Annotated in this window: 13 protein-coding genes and 3 pseudogenes; 12 read left to right on the forward strand and 4 right to left on the reverse strand. The window is 35.6% G+C overall.

Annotated elements, in window-relative coordinates; all coding sequences use genetic code 11:
* Window positions 1-103, forward strand: a pseudogene (locus L1967_RS13350) (IS1595 family transposase); the annotation flags it as partial.
* A gap of 119 nt (window positions 104-222) precedes the next feature.
* Here L1967_RS13350 and L1967_RS13355 read toward each other — a convergent pair.
* A complete protein-coding gene (locus L1967_RS13355) occupies window positions 223-780 on the reverse strand; it encodes a porin family protein (protein ID WP_249602058.1) in 558 nt (185 codons plus the stop codon).
* Between the two features lie 1075 nt (window positions 781-1855).
* Here L1967_RS13355 and L1967_RS13360 point away from each other — a divergent pair.
* From L1967_RS13360 to L1967_RS13370, 3 genes are all read left to right on the forward strand, one after another.
* Window positions 1856-2092: a hypothetical protein gene (locus L1967_RS13360; RefSeq protein WP_249602059.1), complete on the forward strand. Its 237-nt coding sequence runs from the start codon at window positions 1856-1858 to the stop codon at window positions 2090-2092.
* A 51-nt stretch (window positions 2093-2143) separates the two neighbouring features.
* The gene (locus tag L1967_RS13365) at window positions 2144-2875 is read left to right on the forward strand and encodes a GLPGLI family protein (RefSeq protein ID WP_262917446.1); all 732 of its coding nucleotides are present in this window, start codon (window positions 2144-2146) and stop codon (window positions 2873-2875) included.
* 148 nt (window positions 2876-3023) lie between these two features.
* Window positions 3024-5699: a TonB-dependent receptor gene (locus L1967_RS13370; protein WP_249602061.1), complete on the forward strand. Its 2676-nt coding sequence runs from the start codon at window positions 3024-3026 to the stop codon at window positions 5697-5699.
* A 6-nt stretch (window positions 5700-5705) separates the two neighbouring features.
* On the opposite strand, the pseudogene L1967_RS13375 reads toward L1967_RS13370, so the two are convergent.
* Window positions 5706-5969: pseudogene (locus L1967_RS13375) on the reverse strand (site-specific integrase); the annotation flags it as partial.
* Window positions 5970-6072: 103 nt separating this feature from the next.
* On the opposite strand from L1967_RS13375, the gene L1967_RS13380 reads away from it, so the two are divergent.
* Window positions 6073-6951 carry an IS982 family transposase gene (locus tag L1967_RS13380; protein ID WP_249602062.1) on the forward strand — a complete coding sequence of 293 codons (879 nt, stop codon included), beginning with the start codon at window positions 6073-6075 and terminating at the stop codon, window positions 6949-6951.
* Between the two features lie 5 nt (window positions 6952-6956).
* Here the strand turns inward: L1967_RS13380 and L1967_RS13385 are convergent, their stop codons facing one another.
* Window positions 6957-7898, reverse strand: a complete 942-nt coding sequence (locus tag L1967_RS13385) for a site-specific integrase (protein WP_249602063.1) — start codon at window positions 7896-7898, stop codon at window positions 6957-6959.
* A gap of 493 nt (window positions 7899-8391) precedes the next feature.
* On the opposite strand from L1967_RS13385, the gene L1967_RS22490 reads away from it, so the two are divergent.
* Window positions 8392-8601: a YkvA family protein gene (locus tag L1967_RS22490; protein ID WP_094998200.1), complete on the forward strand. Its 210-nt coding sequence runs from the start codon at window positions 8392-8394 to the stop codon at window positions 8599-8601.
* Window positions 8602-8701: 100 nt separating this feature from the next.
* Window positions 8702-9037 (forward strand): annotated as a pseudogene (locus tag L1967_RS13390) (heavy metal translocating P-type ATPase); the annotation flags it as partial.
* A 227-nt stretch (window positions 9038-9264) separates the two neighbouring features.
* On the opposite strand, the gene L1967_RS13395 reads toward L1967_RS13390, so the two are convergent.
* Window positions 9265-10122 (reverse strand): AraC family transcriptional regulator, encoded by an 858-nt coding sequence (locus tag L1967_RS13395; protein ID WP_094998199.1) that lies wholly within the window; start codon window positions 10120-10122, stop codon window positions 9265-9267.
* Window positions 10123-10216: 94 nt separating this feature from the next.
* On the opposite strand from L1967_RS13395, the gene L1967_RS13400 reads away from it, so the two are divergent.
* The 5 genes from L1967_RS13400 to L1967_RS13420 all read left to right on the forward strand — a co-directional run bounded on the left by L1967_RS13400 (window position 10217) and on the right by L1967_RS13420 (window position 21325).
* On the forward strand, window positions 10217-12124 hold the full coding sequence (locus L1967_RS13400; protein ID WP_094998198.1) for a heavy metal translocating P-type ATPase: 1908 nt from the start codon (window positions 10217-10219) through the stop codon (window positions 12122-12124).
* Between the two features lie 324 nt (window positions 12125-12448).
* On the forward strand, window positions 12449-14203 hold the full coding sequence (locus L1967_RS13405) for an FTR1 family protein (RefSeq protein WP_249602064.1): 1755 nt from the start codon (window positions 12449-12451) through the stop codon (window positions 14201-14203).
* An 886-nt stretch (window positions 14204-15089) separates the two neighbouring features.
* Window positions 15090-15494, forward strand: coding sequence for a hypothetical protein (locus tag L1967_RS13410; protein WP_229702474.1), 405 nt, complete (start codon window positions 15090-15092; stop codon window positions 15492-15494).
* A 207-nt stretch (window positions 15495-15701) separates the two neighbouring features.
* Window positions 15702-20102, forward strand: coding sequence for a CusA/CzcA family heavy metal efflux RND transporter (locus tag L1967_RS13415; protein ID WP_094998194.1), 4401 nt, complete (start codon window positions 15702-15704; stop codon window positions 20100-20102).
* Between the two features lie 29 nt (window positions 20103-20131).
* Entirely contained in the window at window positions 20132-21325 is a 1194-nt protein-coding gene (locus tag L1967_RS13420; RefSeq protein ID WP_094998193.1) for an efflux RND transporter periplasmic adaptor subunit, read from the forward strand.
* Window positions 21326-21362: the final 37 nt, after the last annotated feature.

Here is a 21362-nt window from a genome sequence, read left to right on the forward strand (position 1 = left end):
ACAGTTATACCTGAATGAATTTATCTACAAACTCAACAGAAGATATTTCGGAGAAAAACTCTTCGATAGGCTCGTTATAGCAGGAATTACAGGTTATGACTAATTGCGGATAATCAATTTCGAGTTTAGGCATAATTAAAAAAAATCACCTTTCTTTCAATATTAAAAAAGAAAACGAGAAAATAGATACTTCCTCGTTTTCTAAATATCATTCTAGATTTTTTAGAATTTATACCCTAGTCCTATACTGAAAGCATTAAATTGAGAATCAACTTCGATACCCTCAGAATCAGCGGCATCTTTTACCTCCTTTGAGAACCTGTTAGTTAGCTCAAAACTGTACTTTGCTTCTACGAAAAAATTAGAAGTAATTTTGTAACCAGCCCCAAAAGCTAAATCTAGACCAAAAGTATTTAAAAGATCAATTCCTTCTAATGAGACGTTGTCTAGCAAAAAAGTACCTTGCGGCCCGGCTTGAAGATAAAAGCCAGAATCTTGGATGTAATACTGCGCAAGAACTGGAACGATTATGAAATTGACATCATCCGCATTTGCATAATTAACAGAAGGTTGTAAATGAAAATTATCTGATAGTGTAAAATCAACCAATGCACCTAGATAAAATCCAGATGAATTCCCAGAAGAAGAAACATCGTCTAGAGAGTTAGAAGATTTCCCCTCCATATTAATATAGCCTCCTTGAACACCAAAATTAACTTCTTGGCCAAAAGAAACCATAGAAGTCAAAATTGCAACTGCAATAAGTAATTTTTTAAGCATGAATAATTTATTAAAAGATTCTCTATCAAATTTAAATTAAAAAACAATTTGAAAGACAAATTCATAAAATAAAAAAGCAGAGGGATATTAAATATTCATTGCTCACTTCTAAGTAACTAGGGTATCATCACAAAAATTACGATAATCTATCCAATTTTATAGGTTGGATTATTTATTTTCTATTTCTAAACATAGTTTATTTACTTTTTTTATCCAGAGCATTTGCCTTTTTAGCTCCATTGAAGTACTACTAAAGATCGAATGAAATAGGCTTTAGGATTATTTCATTTACTTCTTTTAGAGCCGTCACATTACCTTTTTGATATTGATTTTTCTACAGGATTTAGGATTAGCAAAAGGGCTATAAATAGGAAAGCGGAGCTGACCGGTTTATGCGCCCGCTAATGCTAAATCCTGTTCTTTTGAGATCAAAAAGGTAAGGCTGTAAGATTCAAAGTAAACTCAAAACTATGTAATGAAGATCGGTCAACTTTACCGGAATGTTGCTAAAACGAACGTGAGCCAAAAGCAAATTTTCCGCTTCAATTCATCTGTATTTTTATTTGCTTTTGGCTTATGTTCAAGACCATTTTGACGAACCTTTTTGACTGAAACATAGTGAAAGGAAATATGGTGAGGATTGCCCGATTTATACCTTTAATTTCATTTTTTACTAATTTTTGCTGTAAATAATTGCCTGTTTATAAGGCTTCCCAGAGGTTTTGCTGCAAATTTAGTAAAAAAAGTTTCACGAATAAATCGTAAATAATTGAAAATCAGTAATATAAATAACTATAACATCGCTCTGCGTGTTATCCTCTTGCTGTACTTTTCACAATCCAATTAATCATACCTCTTACTTGGTATTAATCTTCGGAATTAATTAAAAACCAATGTTATCCAAATACATAAAGTAGCTTTTTAGGGTGTTTTTCCCCTATTTTAGATCAAGGCGTTAATTTTAACACACCGTATGTGCTCTTACTTTTTAAATATCCGTAGCTTATTGTTAACCAAAGGTTTATTGCGCATTTCTTGGTTTATTTTTATTTTATTAATCTTTAAAATTTTATTTATGAAAAAGCTATTAATTTTAGCATTATTGGTTTTCGCCAATACAAGTTTTTTATTTGCTCATTCCCCCGAAAATGTTTTACTCGAAGAAGAATTACCTGTATTTTCAGTATGCCATTCTATGGCTTTGGCAGTTGCAGAAGGTAAGGAAGGACAGGAGTTTACTGATGCTTACAACGATATGTATAATCGGTGTGAAGATATGGATGAGGAAGAAGAAATTGCTGATGGTTACTAATTAAATTAATTAGCCCCTAAATTTAATTTAGGGGTTATAAATGTATTCCCCATGAATTTTACATTTTCAATAAAGAAAATACTTTTTATAGTTCTATTAATGCCTATTTTTTCATACTCCCAAATAAATATGAGAGTGGAATATAATATATTCGTGATGAAGGATAGTAATCAATTGGAAAATAAGGCTGCTAGAATTAAAGCACAACAAATTGAAAGAGCAATCGAAGCTTTAAATTTTAAGCTTAATATCAAAAATAATGCATCCCTATTCAAATTAGATGAAAAACTACTTAGAGATAATGATTGGAATTATAGTATGGCGAAATCATTCGTTTCTGGTAAATATCAATATTATACCGATTTAGAACAAAAGCTTATGATTGGAGATATCTTTGGTGAAGAATCCGCAATCTTGCAAGATAAAGAAAAGTATAGTAATTGGAATATTACAAAAGAAACAAAAACAATATTAGACTTTAAATGCTTTAAAGCAACTACTACTTACGAAGAAATCGGTAATAGAGGAGAACCAAAACAAATTTATATAGAGGCTTGGTTTACCCCTGATATTCCTATAAATGCTGGGCCTTTAGATATTGATGGACTGCCGGGTCTTATTTTGGAAGGATATAGAAACCCAAGATATGTTTTTAAAGCCAGCAATATTAATTTTGATACTGAGGAAGAAATAGTAAAACCAAAATTTAAGATGATGCTCAGTAATCAGGAATATATGGAAAAACTTTCTGAGGTAATTAAAGAAATTAGGAGCAGAGGGTAATAAACTTTACAACTTTTTCAAAGACAGTATCTTTAAATTTTATTTAAATAATCAATTATTAATATGCTCATTGGCGTTCTTCTTAATAAAAGTTATGAAGGATTAAAAGATTTATTTAATTTCTGGCTTGGATTATAAAACATTCCTATTGAGATTTAAAAAAAATGTGTTCAATATTTTTTTATTGATATCAGGTTTTTGCTTTTCTCAATCTACCTACACCGGTACCGTTAAAGATTCTACTAATGCGCCGCTTCATGGTGCTAACCTTATTGCGATTCCAAATAGTGACGATCTTAATATGGCCTTTTCTATCTCAGATGAAAAAGGACGGTATCGTCTTAACTTGGAAAAGGACAGCAGCTATGTGATCGAGATTAGTTATTTGGGCTATCAAAAGATTATCGATTCGATTATTGCCAGCCGTGATATTCAGAAAGATTATACCATGCAGGCCAGTAACGAAAGCCTGGAAGAAGTCCTTATCAAAAAGAAAATGGCGGTGGTGGTAAAAGAAGATACCACAATTTACCGTACCGATGTTTTTAAAACCGGGGAAGAGCGTAAGCTCCGTGAAGTTTTAAATAAATTACCGGGCGTGGAAGTAGACCGTGAAGGTACCATTACCGTAAATGGCAAAAAGGTGGATAAATTAATGGTCGATGGTAAAACATTTTTTACCGGAGACTCTAAACTTGCCGTAGAAAACATTCCTGCCGATGCTGTAGATGAAGTAGAAGTGCTGGATAATTACAGCGAAATCTCATTTTTAAAAGGTCTGGAAGACAGTGATAAAATGGCGATGAACATTAAACTCTCTGAAGGCAAAAAGAAATTTGCTTTTGGTGATATCGAAGTTGGCGGTGGCGTAGAAGATCGCTATTCATTGCATCCTACCTTGTTTTATTATAGTCCAAAAACTTCAGTAAATGTTATAGGAGATTTTAATAATACCGGGCAAAAGTCTTTTTCGATGGATGATTATGTCAATTTTGAAGGTGGTTATTTATCGCTTATGGATCGCCCAAATGCAAGCAATATTTATAATGACGACTTTGCAAAATTTCTGCGGAATATAGATTTTACCTATAACAAAAATGAATTTGGTGCTTTTAATATCGCCCAGGAAGTTACCAGCGATCTCGATCTAAATGCTTACAGTATTATCTCCAATAATAAACTGGAAACGCTTGAAGAATACAATATTACCTACATCGATGAAGAGCGCGGGTTGGATGAATTTCGCGAAACCCGGCAAAACAACGATCTGTTTTTTACACTAAATAAATTGCAATTGCGCTATCGCCCAAATCCCGATGAAGATCTTACTTATGATGCTTATGTAAAAACATCTTCGGCTACAGCCAACGGAATTTTGAATTCATTTACTCCGGTAGATTCTACATTTATCAATACGATGGCAAATCCCGATGGAATCGATTTTACACAACATTTAAATTACAGCAAACAGTTTTCCTTCGAACATACCTCTACGCTTAATGTCGATTATAAATATTCAAAGAACGAAAATGAAAAAGATTGGTTGTTTAACGAGCCGATTTTTAATACGATTATTCCTTTTGTAGAAGAAGACAGTCTGCATTTATTTCAGCAGGTAAATACCACGCTCAACCAGGCCAGTTTAGATCTCAAGCATTATTGGGTGCTCAACAATACCAATCATATTTATCCGGCATTGGGGATTAGTTTTTCAGATCAGCGTTTTAGCACGCTCGACGAGCAACAATTGGATTCCGGAGAAATCAATAGTTTTACTGAAGCCGATTTTAATAATGATGTGCATTACCGGTTGGTCGATCAATATGTAGGTTTTCAATATAAAACCATGTTTGGCGATCTTATTTTAAAACCTGGCTTGTTTTATCATTATTACCTGTGGCAGGTGACCCAGTTTTCTGATGAAATTACCAATGAAGCAAAACCGGTTTTGTTACCCGAATTTGAAAGTGAATATAAACTCGGCGGTTCAGAAAAATTACGACTAAATTACAGCATGAACTCCAGTTTTGCCAATGCATCAAGTTATGCCAATCGCTATCGCTTAAGTAGTTTTAACAGAATTTACCGTGGAAATGAAGATTTAGAGAATCAGTTATATCATAGGCTTTCGTTGAGCTATTATAAGTTTAGTCTTTTTAAAGGCATCAATTATAATTTCTTTTTTAATTATTCGAATAGGGTACGATCCATTTTAAATACAACCATTTTAGAAGGAATTAATCAGATCTCGAGTCCGGTGTATACCGATTTGCCTAATGAAACCTACAGCTTGCGCGGTTCTTTTACCAAGCGAATTAAGGATTTTCGATTAACGGTAGATGGTGATGCTGCGCTGTCCAGTTATAGCCGAATCGTAAACCAGAATACCATAGCTTATGATTCTGAAAATTATGGTTATGGCCTACGAATACGAACTACTTTTGACGACCTCCCAAATTTAGATGTGGGTTACGAACATGATTTTAGTGCTTTTGGATCTGATAATTTTCAGAATAGATTTGTACAATTTCAACCTTTTGCCCGATTGGAATACGACTTTTTAAACGGATTTATCCTGAAAGCCGATTACGAATATAATTATTATAAAAATCAGGAAAACGATCAGGTGAACCGTTTTCAAATAGGAAATGCCTCACTGTTTTATAATAAATTAGATAGTGCCTGGAGTTTTGAGGTTGAAGTCAATAATATGCTAGATGCCAACTTCCGCCGGGAAAATTCCTTTTCAGAATTCATCGTTACCGATAGGCGTGTTTATCTACAACCACGAACCGTTCTTTTGAAAATTGCTTATAAGCTGTAAAACAGCTTACAATTTCTCCCTCAACTTATCCATATCATTAGAAATCTTTGAATCAATCACTCGTGCATAAATCTGGGTAGTGGATAGTTTGGTATGTCCTAATAATTTAGAAACTGTTTCTATGGGTACACCATTAGCTAAGGTTACGGTCGTAGCAAAAGTATGTCTTGCCGAATGAAACGTAATATGCTTTCGAACCCGTGCGGCTTTCATCACTTCTTTGACGTAGCTATTCATCTTTTGATTGGATAAGACCGGAAATAAACATTCATCCAATAGATCATATTGATGATCCTTACCCGTAGTACATTTATAAAAAGTTGTGCAAACTGCTAAAAGGCAGTAAATTGTAGTTACCACACAAACAATTTCTATGCACAACTTTCAAACAAATTACGACAAAATTTTAAAGGTTTTAAATACTATTGAACCAAAATCTAATTTTTTACATCAAATCAGAAAACCAAAACTTACGGATAAAGAATTGATTGCTATAAATTTAACATCGGAATTTATGAGTATCGATAGTGAATATCAACTATTTCGATTACTCCCTGAAAAATTATTAGCAAAAATAGAAAGAAGCGTTTATAATCGCAGACGAAGGAGATTATTTGACGCTATTGAACTTATTAGAGAACAATTATCCAACTTCTTTAATGAATTTGAGGATTGCTTTATTGTTGATAGTATGCCTTTAGAAGTATGTAAATTATCTCGTAGTGGTCGTTCTAGAATTTGTAAAGAACAAACCTATTGTACTCCTGATAAAGGATATTGTGCCACACAATCAACATCTTATTATGGCTATAAACTTCATGCGGTGTGCTCTGTAAAAGGTGTTTTTAAAAGTTTAGATATTAGTCCTGCTTCGGTACATGATATTCATTATTTAAAAGACATTAAAACGCAATTGAATGATTGTCTGCTTATTGGGGACAAAGGTTATCTCTCTGCCGATATACAACTGAATTTATTTGATGAATATAACATCAAATTATCGACTCCTATGAGAAAGAATCAATATAATTATAAACAACAGCCCTATGTCTTTAGAAAAAGTCGTAAAAGAATTGAAACCTTGTTTTCTCAGCTATGCGACCAATTTATGATTCGTAGAAATTATGCCAAATCCTTTGAAGGTTTTAAGACTAGAATCCTTTCTAAAATTACTGCGCTCACAATGATACAATACATAAATAAGTTCGTATATCATAGAAACATAAATAACATTAAAATTAAGTTATCCTAAATGCACTACGGGTGATCCTTATATTTTTTTAAAATGCTTGCGGCTTTGCTCAGTAGGGGAGCTTTTACAGGCTCATTGGTTTTTGCCCGTCTGGTATAAATCCAATCTTTACTATCCATGCCTTTTACGATATGTTCTTTGGTGAGTTCTTTCAGTTCAGCATAGGTGAGCCCGGTATAACAGCAAAAAAGGAACATATCTTTTACGCGCTCCAAAGAACCACTTTTAAAATAGGTGTCTTCTACTAATTTTAATTCCCGTTCCGATAAGAATTGACGTTCATTCTTTTCAAACTTCATTTTATAATTCTGAAAAGGATTTTTCTGTATCCATTCCAATTTAATGGCTAGGTTGATCATCTTTTTAAACCGCTCCAAATGTTTCATAACGCCATTGGTGGAACAGGTTTTTCTTTTTTTGTTCGGGGAATAGGTGCGCAAAAAATGTTCAAATTCCGTGATAAATCGGTAATTGATATGTTTTAAGTAGATATCATCTACTTTTCTTTTTTGCTTTAAAAATTCGGTCAGGTATTTAGCAGTGGTAAAATAGTTTTTTAGCGTACCCCACTTTAACACCGATTGCATCTGTGAATTGTGATAATCTACGATATCACTCAATTTTTTGTGATCTTCATCAAGTCCACTGTAAGCAGCCTTAACGGCTTTGGCGTTAATAAGGTTGTCTTTCTCCAATAAACGCTTGTGCGTCTCTAATAATTGGTAATAAACCTGATCTAAGTAACGGTTCATTTGTTTGATGCGTTCGCTTGATCCTCGAAGCCGCCCTTTGGATGAGTCCCATTCATTCACTGAAGTTTTACGTTGGAGGCTCATTTCGGCTGATTTACCATTGACGGTAATACGGGCATAAATAGAAAGTTTATCAGCATTTTTGCTGATCTTTCTGATAAAGAATAATACGGAAAAGGTGGTAAACTCTGGCATAAGCTGGTTTTTTAATGAAACAAACATGACTATAGACGAAAATCAAATCAGCCGTTATGCACTCTTAAGGTAAGAAATAAATGAAGAAAAAGCATTCACCGAATCATTCACTGAATAGAACCATAACCTTTGGTTTTAGATGGTATGCCGTAAAACAAAAAAACACCGAAAATACTTGATTTTCAGTGTTTTTGCTAAAGTTTGATACTTAGTTCGTCGGGGTGGCAGAACTAACTTGCCACTAGACAATATTTTAATAACCAGACACTTATATTAATTCAATAAAATTAGGTAACCGAATAGGTAACCTTTGCACCAATTTTATTCGTGAAAACAAAGATATATGAATATCTTAAACTAAAAAAACAATAAATAGGATCAAATTCTATTTGGCATCCCCTTTGTGCAGGATTCCATAAGTATTTAGAACAGTCTCAATGTATTATGAAAAAATTAAAAGTCTGGGCAAAAAAAACTAAAGCAGCAACTGGTGATGTTGCATTTGGCCTACAAAGACAGAAGAACTCTTTGGTCCGCCAAAGTTTTAATTTTTTTCGATATTGGGTATACGCTAAGTCCCATTGATCTGATTCCCGACTTTTTCCCGATAGATACTTATTTCGCCGTAAGTCTAATTCCCAAAGGTGTAAAAACAGAGTGTTTGTTAATAGTAAAGGGGTATAAATGGAACAAAAAAAAATAACTGGATAATTGGGGGTATGATCATTCTATTACGGGTGTTGATTGGTTTTTTGGATCTTTCATAATTTTTTTCAAATATTGAAATAGTTGAATATGCTTAATTTATTTATAGCGGTATCAACGATGCCCCCGTTTTGGCCACGAGTGATGTAGGTATGGCTATGGGCGGTTTGGGCAGCGATGTAGCCATTGAGACCGCCGATGTCATCATCCAGACCGACCAACCCTCCAAAATCGCAAGGGCAATAAAAATAGGCCGTTCGACCAGACAAATAGTTTGGCAGAATATCGGTTTGGCATTCGGGGTTAAAATCGCCGTTATGGTCTTAGGTGCCTTTGGGATGGCAACAATGTGGGAGGCCGTTTTTGCCGATGTTGGCGCAGCCTTTCTTGCCATACTGAATGCGATACTTTTACAGAAAATGAATTGGAAATAAATAAAAAATGTCTCAAAGCCTCAGAAACGGATGAAAGAAAAAAGTTCAAAAACCAACTAAGGACGAAATCACAAATAGTGATAGGGTAAAAGGCATAATTGCCTTAGTCCTTCTGATAATCGTAGCCTTTATTGTTCTACTTTTTTGTGCTGAAAGGTAATATTCATAAGCATTGAAGCTTTCATCGGAATTGGCTCAATTGATTGTTTTATCTATTGACGCTTTATTTAATCAATGCTTTCCTTGAACTGATATGCTGTTTTGCCATAAGCCCTTTTGAAAATTTTGTTAAGATGACTACCGTCTGTAAAATTCAGCTCATCAGCAATTTCTGAAATACTTAAATTGCTGTACTTTAACCTTGTTTTTATAAGCTCGGTTTTATAATCGTTTATATAATTCTTAATTGTTCTGCCGGTCTCTCGTTTAAAATACCTTCCCAAATGATCAGGCGATTTATTGAAATGAGTTGCTAAGGGTTTTATCTTAATAAGATCTTTTTCATAGATGTTTTGTTGGATATAAGTAATGATTTCATAAACCTTGTTTTTTGGATTCTCTAATTGAGAGTGGACGATAATATTTTCTTGAATATTTCTTGCTACAAGATTAAGTAGTAAAAAAACGATATTTTGAACTATAATATGCTTGTATTGTCGGTTATTTTGTTCTTCATCAATTAGCTTATTAATGAGTACTTCATAGATCAATTCATCATTTCCCGTAATAATATTTCCATTTGTGTTATGGTGATTATGAAAAACATACTCCAGTTTCTTAAAAAACCCGCTTAATTCTGCTTTACCACTTTTCTTCTTTGGGTTCTCGACAAAAAAACTTTCGGTAAAATCTATGAAACAGAAGGTAGTTGTTTCCTTAACATCGAAATTATGTATATCCTCTGGTGTTAATAAAAACAGATTTCCTTTTGAGAAATCATAGTGATTTTTATTGATTATGTGAACACCTTTTCCTTCCAATACATAAATCAATTCAAAATAATTATGCTTATGCGATCTTGACGCATTCGAATGGATTGTCTTAGTGGAAATTTTTATATCTGTATAAATATGATTGGAATTCATTGCGCTAAGGTACTTAAAAAAGTCGTTTTTTTACCTAATAATTTCGGGATTAATAAAATATTTTTGTGGAATCAATTCATTTATATCAAAATCGATGATCACGAAAAGTAATCATAAGCCCAATAAGGGTTTTTCATTTGGTTTATGGGAAAGTCACGGGGCGGCAATCGTTACTTCATTTTGTCTTCTATTTATTGTCCTGGCATACTTGGCGCGAATAAATGATTATACATTTGTTGAAATTATCCTCTTCCTGTTTGCATATATTGTTGGTGGTTACCAAAAAGCGGTTGAAGGCATCAGTACTCTATTCAAAGAAAAAGACCTTGATGTTGACTTGCTAATGGTAATTGCTGCAATAGGAGCTGCTGCAATTGGGTATTGGATGGATGGGGCTATTTTAATTTTTATTTTTTCCTTGAGTGGCACGCTTGAAGGATATACAATGGAACGGACGAACAAAGATATTCGGTCCATTCTGGACCTTCGTCCGGAAAAGGCGGTTCTATTAAGGAATGGGAAACAAGTAGAGGTCAAAGCAGAAGAGTTAAAGAAAGGGGATACCATTCTAATTAAACCCGGGGAGCGTATTGCTGCCGACGGTATTATTACCCAAGGATATTCCGCAATTTATCAAGCTACCATAACCGGGGAATCCGTTCCCGTGGATAAAACGGTTAATGATGAAGTTTTCTCTGGGACTGTGAACGGTTACGGTGGCATAGAGGTTAAAGTGACCAAGCAAGCAGAAGAAACGATGCTTTCAAAAATAATCCACTTGGTGCAGGAAGCTAAAAACGAAAAACCACCCAACCAGCTTTTCGTTGAAAAATTTGAAAGTATCTATGCAAAAATCGTTGTCATTACGGCAATAATCCTAATGATCGCCCCTCCTTTTATAATACATTGGTCGTGGAAGGAAACAATTTATAGGGCAATGATCTTTTTGGTGGTGGCTTCGCCCTGTGCATTGGTATCCTCTATTATGCCGGCCATATTGTCTGCAATTTCCAATGCATCCAGGAAAAGGGTTTTGTTCAAAGGTGGTGCGCACCTTGAAAATATTGCAGGGGTCAAGGCGGTAATATTCGACAAAACGGGAACCCTCACCTATGGAGAACCCGTTGTGCAGGACATAATTTCATTCGAAAATTATTCTGAAATGGAATTGTTGAAAACAACGGCTTCCATAGAAGCTTTATCCGAACATCCCATTGCAAAGTCCATCGTGCAACACGCCCTAAATAAGAATATTGAACTGGAGCATTCCATAAACTTACGGTCTTTTAAGGGTATGGGGGTGCAGGGCACTTTAAATGGAATCAGTTATAAGGTTGGTAAAAGGGATATGTTAAACAATATAGTCCTTACCAAAGAACAGGAAGATTTGGCCCTTAAGCTTGAACAACAAGGAAGAACAATCATATTTGTATCTAACGGTCATAATCTTATTGGAATGGTTTCAATTTTCGACCAAGTACGGCTTGAAGCGAGAAGGGTAATCGAGGAATTAAAAAATATGAATATCCGTGTAGCGCTCTTAACGGGCGATAATGAGAGAACTGCAAAGAACATTGGGGAAAGCACTGGAATAGAAGAAATTTATTCAGGTCTTTTACCCGAAGACAAGGTTGATTTTATCAAAAAAATGACCGCCAAATATGGCAAGGTCGCAATGGTCGGGGATGGGGTCAATGATGCACCCGCCTTGGCGGCCGCATCCGTAGGTATCGCTATGGGGGCCGCGGGCACAGATATAGCAATAGAAACTGCCGATGTTATTTTAATGGCCGATGATATTGAGAGAATTCCATTTGCCATTTCTTTAGGCAAAAGAACAAACAGGATTATCAAACAGAATGTGATTTTTGCCATTGGCGTGGCACTTACCCTTATTACTTTAAATTTTATTGGTGGTATTATAAATTTGCCGGAAGGTGTAATCGGGCACGAGGGAAGTACGGTATTGGTGATACTTAGCGGTTTGAGGTTATTAAGGTAAAAAGAAAAACTTTATAGGGTTTTGTAAATGTTGATTTTTAAAAAAAAAAATTACATAAAGTTTAGTTGTTTTCAAAATACGACGCTTTTGTTTATATTTAGTCTAAATAATAATTGTTTTTAAAATTTCTTAATGAAATTGTATTTGTATTCCATACCATCATACGTCCTATATATTTTTATATTCTTTTCTTCTCTTCAAATTTCTGCAAAGGAAAAGGATAGTAATATCCAAAGTGTAATCCATCTTTTGGATTATCTTTCAAAAGATTATCCAATGGCCGTGAGGGAAGGAAAAGTAATCGACAAGGCAGAATATGCCGAAATGCAGGAGTTTAGCGCAAAGATTTTTAACTTAACACAAAAAATAAAATTACCATCCAGATCAGGGCAATCTATCCTTTCTGATTTAAATGATTTAAAAATCCTTGTTCGGGATAAAGCTTCCAGTAAAAAAATTAAGGACTTAGCAGAAAAAGTAAAATGGGCGATCATTAAAACGACCGGCTATGAAGTTGCCCCCTTAAATTGGCCGGACGCGGCAAATGGTCAAAAACTATATACGCAGAACTGTGTTCAATGCCACGGACCAAAAGGCGGTGGAAACGGAACTTTGGCCAATGGGTTAAAACCAGCCCCCGCAAATTTTTTGAATGATTCCCTTATGGCAGGCCTGTCCCCATTTGAAGCCTATAATACGGTCAAACTGGGCGTGGAAGGAACAGCGATGCAGGCGTTTACGGAACTATCCGATAAAGAAGCCTGGGATTTGGCCTTTTATGTCAAATCATTACGGTTTCAAAAACAAGAAATAGATTCTGTATCCCTGAAAAAAATATTCAATCAGCAATATGGGAAAACTTCACTAAAGGATGTTGCCACGCTATCGGATAATCAATTAATCAAAAAACTCGGTTCGAATATACAGGGACAAAAAAAGCTAAAGGCATTGAGGTTTTTTTCCCCTTCAGGAGAACTATCGCAATCCAGTTTGACTGTTGCGAGGGATTATCTTCATCAAGCATTTTCCAATTATAAAAATGGCAATAAAGATGAGGCCCGTCAAAAAGCGTTGGCAGCCTATTTAGAAGGGATTGAACCCGTCGAGATACGCCTAAAAGCCAATGATCCTAAATTTACTTCCCAATTGGAGCAAAAAATGATGGATGTTAGGCAGGTCATTGAACAAGGCAAAAATTCAAGTGAGGTCGAATATAAAATAAATAGTGCCCTCTCAACTATTGACCGCGCCGAAAAAATGATGAAAGATGAAAAGCTCAACTATTGGCTTTCTTTCTTTTTGGCGGCATCCATAATGCTGCGTGAGGGACTGGAAGCTTTTTTGATCATTGCACTTATCTTGGCACTGATACGTAGAACACCAAAGGCTAAAAAAGCCCTGCCCTATATTCACCGTGGATGGATTACCGCTATTTTAATGGGTGTAGCAGGATGGTTCCTTTCAGATTGGATTATTGGCATAAGTGGTCAGAATAGGGAAATAATGGAGGGAATGATTTCATTGGTAGCGGTTATTGTCCTCGCCTTTGTCGGTTTTTGGCTTCACAACTATTCCCATTCCAAAAAATGGAAAGAGTTTATTGAAAAAAAGGTCGGGGCACAATTGAAGGGTGAAAAAATGATCGGGCTGGCATTCTTTTCATTTATGGTCGTTTTCCGGGAAGCTTTTGAATCGATCCTTTTTTTACAGGCCATTGGTTTGGAAACCCAATCTGGCGATCAATCATCCATCGGGTTTGGGGTGCTGGCGGCTTTTGCCTTGATAGGCCTGCTCGCGTTTCTTTTTCTAAAATATTCAAAAAAAATACCGGTCCGGCAACTTTTTAGATATTCCTCGTGGGTAATTACCCTATTGGCGGTAATTCTAATAGGTAAAGGTATTCACGCCATTCAAGAAGCTGGCTGGCTTTCTGTAACAGGTCTCCCTGTTTCCCCTAAAATAGATTGGTTGGGTGTCTATCCTACATTGGAAAGTTTAATATCTCAATTGGTCTTACTTGGGATTCTTATGATGCTATATTATTTGAGCAATTATAGAAATAAAATTCAGATAAACTAAAAAGCGATGTTTATGCTAATATTTCTCACTTATGGTTTTTTATATTTTTTTAAGAAAAAACTTATCGCTATTTTCGCAAAATAATTTAGAAGCAATTTTTGAAATTATTTAGAAATATACTGTTCTTTACCGCAGCCTTCATTATGATAGGTCATGATATCGTGCCTCATACCGACATATCACCGGATGGCGAACAGATTTCTTTTTCTATTGCTCCGGACAGAAGTTTCTCAGCAAATAGCCATAGAACATTCAGAGTTAAACCATATATTTGAGCACTTTCAGCATTCTTCAAATGAAAGGACTCTAAAATATGTGACAAGTGCGACCAAGCACCTTGATTTTAAAACAAAGATCCTTCAAAATAGCGCTTTGATAGTTGATATAGACCATCAATTTATTTGGCACGCAAATTTTGAAAAACAACGCTTTCGGTATTATCCTTTAATTCCATACTTTTCAACATTATCCTCCTATACCTTTCGGGGACCTCCTTCTTGTTAATTCCTTAAGGTGATAACTGTCATTCAAGCTTTAATCGAGTTTGACATTGATGCTTGCTATACCTTAGCTATGCAACAATCTTTTGCCATAGCATTTTCCCTTTTTCATCTTTACGTTAGAAATTACTTATATATCAATATTTATGTCAGAAAACCGCAAAAATAGGCGCAAACAAGAAAGAAATAAAAAATATTCAGAAACAGAAATCAGAAAAAAGTATAAAGCTTTAAAAACTTTCTTTATTGTGGCAATTGTTATTTTCGTGCTACTATTATTTTTATTACTGTTATATAGCCATATGTTCATTACTAATCATACCCATTAAAAATTTGTCACACGAAACAAAATAACTATATTTGTCCCTAATTTTTATTATTATTTTTTGAAGCTATTTAGAAATATACTGTTCTTTACCGCAGCCTTCATTATGATAGGTCACGATATCGTACCTCATACTGACGTATCACCAGATGGCGAACAGATTTCTTTTTCTATTGCTTTAACAGCAGATTCTCAACAAATAGCTCAAGAACATTCAGAGCTAAGCCATATATTTGAACACTTTCAGCATTCTTCAAATGAAAGGACTTTAAAATATGTAACAGGTGCTACCAAGCACCTTAATTTTAAAACAAAGATTCTCCAAAATGCCGCTTTGATAATTGATATCGACAATCAATTTATCTGGCACGCAAATTTTGAAAAACAACGCTTTCGGGATTATCCTTTAATTCCATATTTTTCAACATTATCCTCCCACACCCTTCGGGGACCTCCTTCTTGTTAATTCCTTAAGGTCGCAACTGTTATTCAGGCTTTTAATCGAGTTTGATATTAACGCTTGTTACACCATAGCTATGCAATAATCTTTTGTTGTAGCATTTCTCGTATTCATCTTAAGTTCTAAATATTACACTTCCTCCTAACAAGTGTATAAAATTGGTGCTTAGTGAATCCCATTTTCTTTTTTTCATTTTTAACTTGTTCAATTATAATGTTAGATAAAATCATTCGATTTTCCATTAACAATAAACTTGTTATTGGAATATTAACCCTATTCCTAATAGGCTGGGGAACCTATTCTCTTACAAAACTCCCCATAGATGCTGTACCTGATATTACTGATAACCAGGTAATGGTAATAACCGTTTCCCCAACACTAGCTGCTCAAGAAGTGGAACAACTTGTGACATTTCCTGTCGAGCAAACTATGGTAAGTATTCCTGACATAAAGGATATGCGCTCCTTTTCCCGTTTTGGACTTTCCATTGTAACCATTGTATTTGAGGAAAAAACCGATCTCTATTGGGCACGACAACAAGTTCAAGAGCGTTTATCATCTGCAGCAGATGAAATTCCTGAAGGTGTTGGAAAACCTGAAATGGCTCCGGTCACAACGGGACTAGGTGAAATTTACCAATATGTGGTTCATCCAGAAAAAGGCTACGAAGATCAATATGATGCAACCGAACTCCGAACAATACAAGACTGGATTATTAAACGTCAGTTATTAGGAACACCAGGAGTTGCGGAAGTTAGTGGTTTTGGAGGATTTGTGAAACAATATGAAATAGCCATTGATCCCAACAAACTTCAAAGTATGGATATAACCATTCAAGATATATTTGCCGCACTTGAAAAAAACAACCAAAATACAGGTGGTGCATACATAGATAAAGGTCCCAATGCTTATTTTATACGTAGTGAAGGACTCGTAAACAATCTTCAAGAGCTCGAAAAAATTGTAGTTAAAGAAAATAATGGGACTCCTATACTTATACGTGATGTTGCTAAAGTACAGTTTGGACACGGTATTCGCTATGGTGCTGCAACACGTAATGGAGAAGGTGAAGTAGTTACAGGAATCGTGATGATGTTAAAGGGCGCAAACTCTTCAGCGGTCATCAATAGAGTTAAAGATAAAATTGAGCAAATAAAGGAAACCCTACCTGAGGGGGTAACTATCGAGCCATATTTAGATAGAAAAAATCTTGTAGATAGAGCCATAGGAACAGTAACTAAAAACCTTACAGAGGGTGCTCTTATAGTAATTTTCGTTTTAATTCTCTTTTTAGGAAATCTGAGAGGTGGACTAATCGTAGCATCGGTAATACCACTTTCAATGCTCTTTGCAATCGTAATGATGAATTTATTTGGAGTTTCGGGCAATCTTATGAGTTTGGGAGCCATTGACTTTGGGTTAATAGTAGATGGGGCAGTAATTATAGTAGAATCCGTAATGTTTGGAATACATTCGAGCAAAAAGAAATATAAAGGAGTAACCAAGTTATCATCAAACCAGATGGATATAGAAGTTAAAGAATCTGCTGGTAAAATGATGAATTCTGCCGCATTTGGACAGATTATAATCCTTATTGTTTATTTACCCATTTTAGCATTGACTGGTGTTTCGGGAAAAATGTTCCACCCAATGGCACAAACGGTAATGTTTGCAATTTTGGGGGCTTTAATATTATCACTCACATATGTACCTATGATGTCTGCTCTTGCTTTAGGGAGGAAAACGGAACATAAAAGAAATTTTTCTGACAAATTAATGGATTTCTTTCAACGTGTATATAAACCTATAATAGAAGCAGCTCTTCGTACAAAACTCCTAGTAATCGGATTGGCCATAGGGTTATTTATTGTGACAATAATTGTTTTTTCTAATATGGGCAGTGAGTTTATTCCTCAACTTGATGAAGGGGATTTCGCAGTTGAAACTAGAGTGCCCGTTGGGAGTTCTATTAATCAGATGTTGGATGTTTCTCAAAAAGCGCAGACAATTTTGCTTAATGAATATCCAGACGAGGTCACACAAGTAGTCAATAAGATCGGTTCAGGTGAAATACCAACTGATCCTATGCCCATCGAAGCTGGAGATATGATGGTAATTCTTACTCCAAAAGACCAATGGACCGCTGCTGAAGACCGAGAAGGACTAATAGCCGAAATGCAAGAATCCCTATCAGTAATTCCGAACGCTACTTTTAGTTTTCAGCAACCTATACAAATGCGTTTTAATGAATTATTGACTGGTGCAAAACAAGATGTGGTGTTAAAGATATATGGGGAAGATTTGTCAACATTATCAGACTTAGCAAATGAAGTTGGACAGAAAATAAGACCTGTTGAAGGGGTTAATGATTTATATGTTGAAGAGATTACAGGATTACCTCAAATCAACATTCAACTGAACAGAGATAAAATCGCCCAATATGGACTGAACGTAGAAACTATAAACAACGCGATAGAAACCGGGTTTGCAGGAAAAGCAGCGGGAATGGTGTTTGAGGGAGAAAGGCGCTTTGATCTTGTCGTGCGCTTGCAGGAAGAAAGTCGCAGCGACATAACTGATGTTGAGAATCTGTACATAGGTACTCCTGAAGGCCAACAGATTCCTCTTAGTGAAGTAGCCAAAATATCTTTTGAACCCGGCCCAGTTCAAATACAACGCGACAATGCTAAGCGACGCGTTACTATTGGTTTTAATGTACGTGAAAGGGATGTGCAAAGTATTATAGACGACATAAAACAGATTATGTCTAAAAATGTAAATATGCCTTCTGGCTATTATGTTACTTATGGAGGTCAATTTCAAAACTTAAAAGAAGCAAATCAAAGATTAATGATTGCGTTGCCTGTAGCTTTATTACTAATCTTAATTCTATTGTATTTTGCTTTTGGTTCACTAAAACAAAGCTTACTCATCTTTACAGCCATTCCGCTATCTGCTATTGGAGGTGTTTTTGCACTACTTATTCGTGGAATGCCATTTAGTATTTCTGCTGGTGTTGGTTTTATCGCTTTGTTCGGAATTGCAGTTTTGAACGGAATAGTTCTTATCGCAGAATTTAATAGGCTCAAAAGTCAGGGGATAACAGATACTTATGAACGTGTCCTTAAAGGGACTAGTGTTAGACTAAGACCAGTATTGATGACAGCAACAGTTGCTGCCCTAGGTTTCTTACCTATGGCATTGGCTACATCTTCAGGTGCGGAAGTTCAACGACCGCTTGCTACAGTTGTTATAGGTGGATTGATAACTGCTACTGCACTGACCCTTATCGTACTCCCTGTACTGTACATATATTTTACTGAAGGTAAGGTTAAATTCAGTTTTAAAAGAAAAAAAGTAGCCACTACTTTAATATTAATTGGCGGGCTTTTCTTTCCGGCGACGCAGCTTCAGGCGCAAGAAATAAATCGAGCTCAAGAACGCACACTTACCTTGGAGCAGGCCATTGAAATTGCACTTCAAAACAACAATCGTATCAAAATTGCACAATATGAGATAGATGTTGAGAAAACCGGAAAGTATGGTGCAATTACCATTCCCAAAACAGAATTCACCTATTCAAATGGAGAGTTTAATACACCTAATATAAAGGATAACCTATATGGAGTTTCACAGCGGATTAATTTCCCTACGGTTTATAGCAGTCAATTCAAATTAGCTAAGGCCAAGGTAAAAAGTAGTGAACAACTTAAGGCTATAGAAAAAAATGATCTGATTGCCGATGTAAAATCGGCTTATTTGAGGTACGTATTCTTAGTGGAGAACGAACGCTTGTTGCAACGCCAAGACAGTTTGTTTAGCAATCTTGAAAGATCCAGTTCGAGACGTTATGAAACGGGCGAATCCACAAAACTGGAAAGCGTTACCTCTGCGACAAAATCAATGCAGATAAAAAACAAGCTTCAACAAAACGAGGCCGATTTGAAAATCGCCAAAAAGCGATTACAAGTGATTTTAAATACTGAAGATAACATTAGTGTCTCCGATGAGGAACTGTTACCCCGTGACATAGAATTGGATATTGAAAGTCAATCTATTAAGAAAAGTCCATTATATGTCTACTTAAAACAACAGTTAGAAGTAAGGAAACGGGAGACCAATGTGGAAAGGAATAAAATGCTACCGGATTTAATGTTCGGTTATAATAGCCAAACCTTTAACGGAATTCAAACTATGAGTGGAACAAACGAAAGTTTGAATTCAGATGACCGGTTCTCCTTCTTTCAAGTTGGACTCGCCATCCCTATATTTCCAAGTGGGCACCGTTCAAAAATAAAAGCCGCCAAAATTGAAGAGGATATTGCTCAGTCCAAAATTGAACTCAACCAGACTCAATTGGAAGGGGAATTGCAAAATTTACTACAGGAATACTATAAACTTCAGGGCACTTTAAATTATTATCAAAATGAAGCATTGCCACAAGCCGAACTTATTATTGATAATTCGGAAAAGAGCTTTAAAAGTGGAAATGTTTCCTATGCACAATACTTGCAAAACCTCACTTTGGCCAATGATATTCGCACAGACTATCTAAACACCCTTTATCAATATAATCAGTCCATCATAGTAATAGAAGCTTTACTGGGCCTTTAAATAAATGTCATCATACTAAATATAAAAAAATGAAAATTCAATTCAATACAAAAAATGCGCTACTCATTTTAAGTACCCTAATTATGGTGGCGTGCGGAAACAACGATTCTGAAAAGATGGATTCTTCCTCAGCTTCTACTAAAGAAGAGCAATCAATTCCCAACGGTTCGAAGCAAATCACTTTTACCAAAGACCAATACAATTTAGCAGGGATAGAGACCGGGGAGATTGAGATGAGAAATCTTAGCAACATTGTTAAACTTAATGGTGTTGTTGATGTGGAGCCAAAAAGTATGGCTTCTGTATCTGCACCTTTAGGAGGGTATTTAAAAACCGCAGGAAGATTACCCGGGGAAGAGATTAAAAAAGGACAGGTGTTGGCCACCATTGAAAATCCTGAATTTATCCAAATCCAACAGGACTACTTGGAAAGTTTGGGCAAACTCGAATTTCTTGAAGAAGAATTCAACCGTCAAAAGCAATTAAGGGAAGAAGATATCAATTCAGCAAAAACCTTTCAGGAAGTTTCCTCTGATTATAAAGTGATGCAAGGCCGTGTCAATGCTTACGAACAACAGCTCGCCTTGATAGGAATCAGTAAAAATTCAGTACAAAACGGGAATATAACACGAACTGCCAACCTGTATGCACCCATTAGCGGCTATGTAAAAGAGAGCTATGTAAATATTGGCGATTATGTTTCACCGCAAGATGTACTTTTTGAACTGGTTAATTTGGACGACATCCATTTAGCCTTGAATGCCTTTGAAAAAGATTTGGAAAAAATAGAAATGGGGCAAACCGTTAAATTTTCACTTGCCAATGAAAATGAGTTCGATCGTACCGCAGAGGTCTTTTTAATTGGAAAGGCTACAGGCAACGACCGGATAACACCGGTACACTGTCATATCATAAAGGGGGACGAAAATGGGATTTTACCGGGTATGTATGTAAAAGCCTGGGTTGAAAGCGGCACCAATAAACAAAATGCCGTTCCTTCAGAAGCAATAGTCCAGTATGAAGGAAAGGATTATGTAATCTTCCAGACCGAAACCTCTGATAGCGGTTATACATTTAGACTGGAACAGGTTAAAAAAGGAATCGAGCAGGAAGGCTACACGGCCATAACGTTTGCCGAAAGTGCTGATGTCGATAATTTAAAGCCTGTAACAAAGAACGCTTATTCCATCTTGTCGGCATTGCGCAATTCTGAGGAAGAATAATTTCATTTTAAAAGGCAATTCAAAAATTTTAAAAATA

The sequence above is a fragment of the Zunongwangia pacifica genome, assembly GCF_023499215.1.
Lineage (GTDB): Bacteria > Bacteroidota > Bacteroidia > Flavobacteriales > Flavobacteriaceae > Zunongwangia > Zunongwangia pacifica.

Excerpts from the sequence above, each read along its gene's own strand:
- L1967_RS13415 (WP_094998194.1), top strand. The coding sequence starts at position 15,702 with ATGTTAGATAAAATCATTCGATTTTCCATTAACAATAAACTTGTTATT.
- L1967_RS13420 (WP_094998193.1), top strand. The coding sequence starts at position 20,132 with ATGAAAATTCAATTCAATACAAAAAATGCGCTACTCATTTTAAGTACC.
- L1967_RS22490 (WP_094998200.1), top strand. The coding sequence starts at position 8,392 with ATGTTGCATTTGGCCTACAAAGACAGAAGAACTCTTTGGTCCGCCAAA.
- L1967_RS13355 (WP_249602058.1), bottom strand. The coding sequence starts at position 780 with ATGCTTAAAAAATTACTTATTGCAGTTGCAATTTTGACTTCTATGGTT.
- L1967_RS13365 (WP_262917446.1), top strand. The coding sequence starts at position 2,144 with ATGAATTTTACATTTTCAATAAAGAAAATACTTTTTATAGTTCTATTA.
- L1967_RS13395 (WP_094998199.1), bottom strand. The coding sequence starts at position 10,122 with ATGAATTCCAATCATATTTATACAGATATAAAAATTTCCACTAAGACA.
- L1967_RS13360 (WP_249602059.1), top strand. The coding sequence starts at position 1,856 with ATGAAAAAGCTATTAATTTTAGCATTATTGGTTTTCGCCAATACAAGT.
- L1967_RS13400 (WP_094998198.1), top strand. The coding sequence starts at position 10,217 with ATGATCACGAAAAGTAATCATAAGCCCAATAAGGGTTTTTCATTTGGT.
- L1967_RS13380 (WP_249602062.1), top strand. The coding sequence starts at position 6,073 with ATGCACAACTTTCAAACAAATTACGACAAAATTTTAAAGGTTTTAAAT.
- L1967_RS13385 (WP_249602063.1), bottom strand. The coding sequence starts at position 7,898 with ATGCCAGAGTTTACCACCTTTTCCGTATTATTCTTTATCAGAAAGATC.
- L1967_RS13405 (WP_249602064.1), top strand. The coding sequence starts at position 12,449 with ATGCAGGAGTTTAGCGCAAAGATTTTTAACTTAACACAAAAAATAAAA.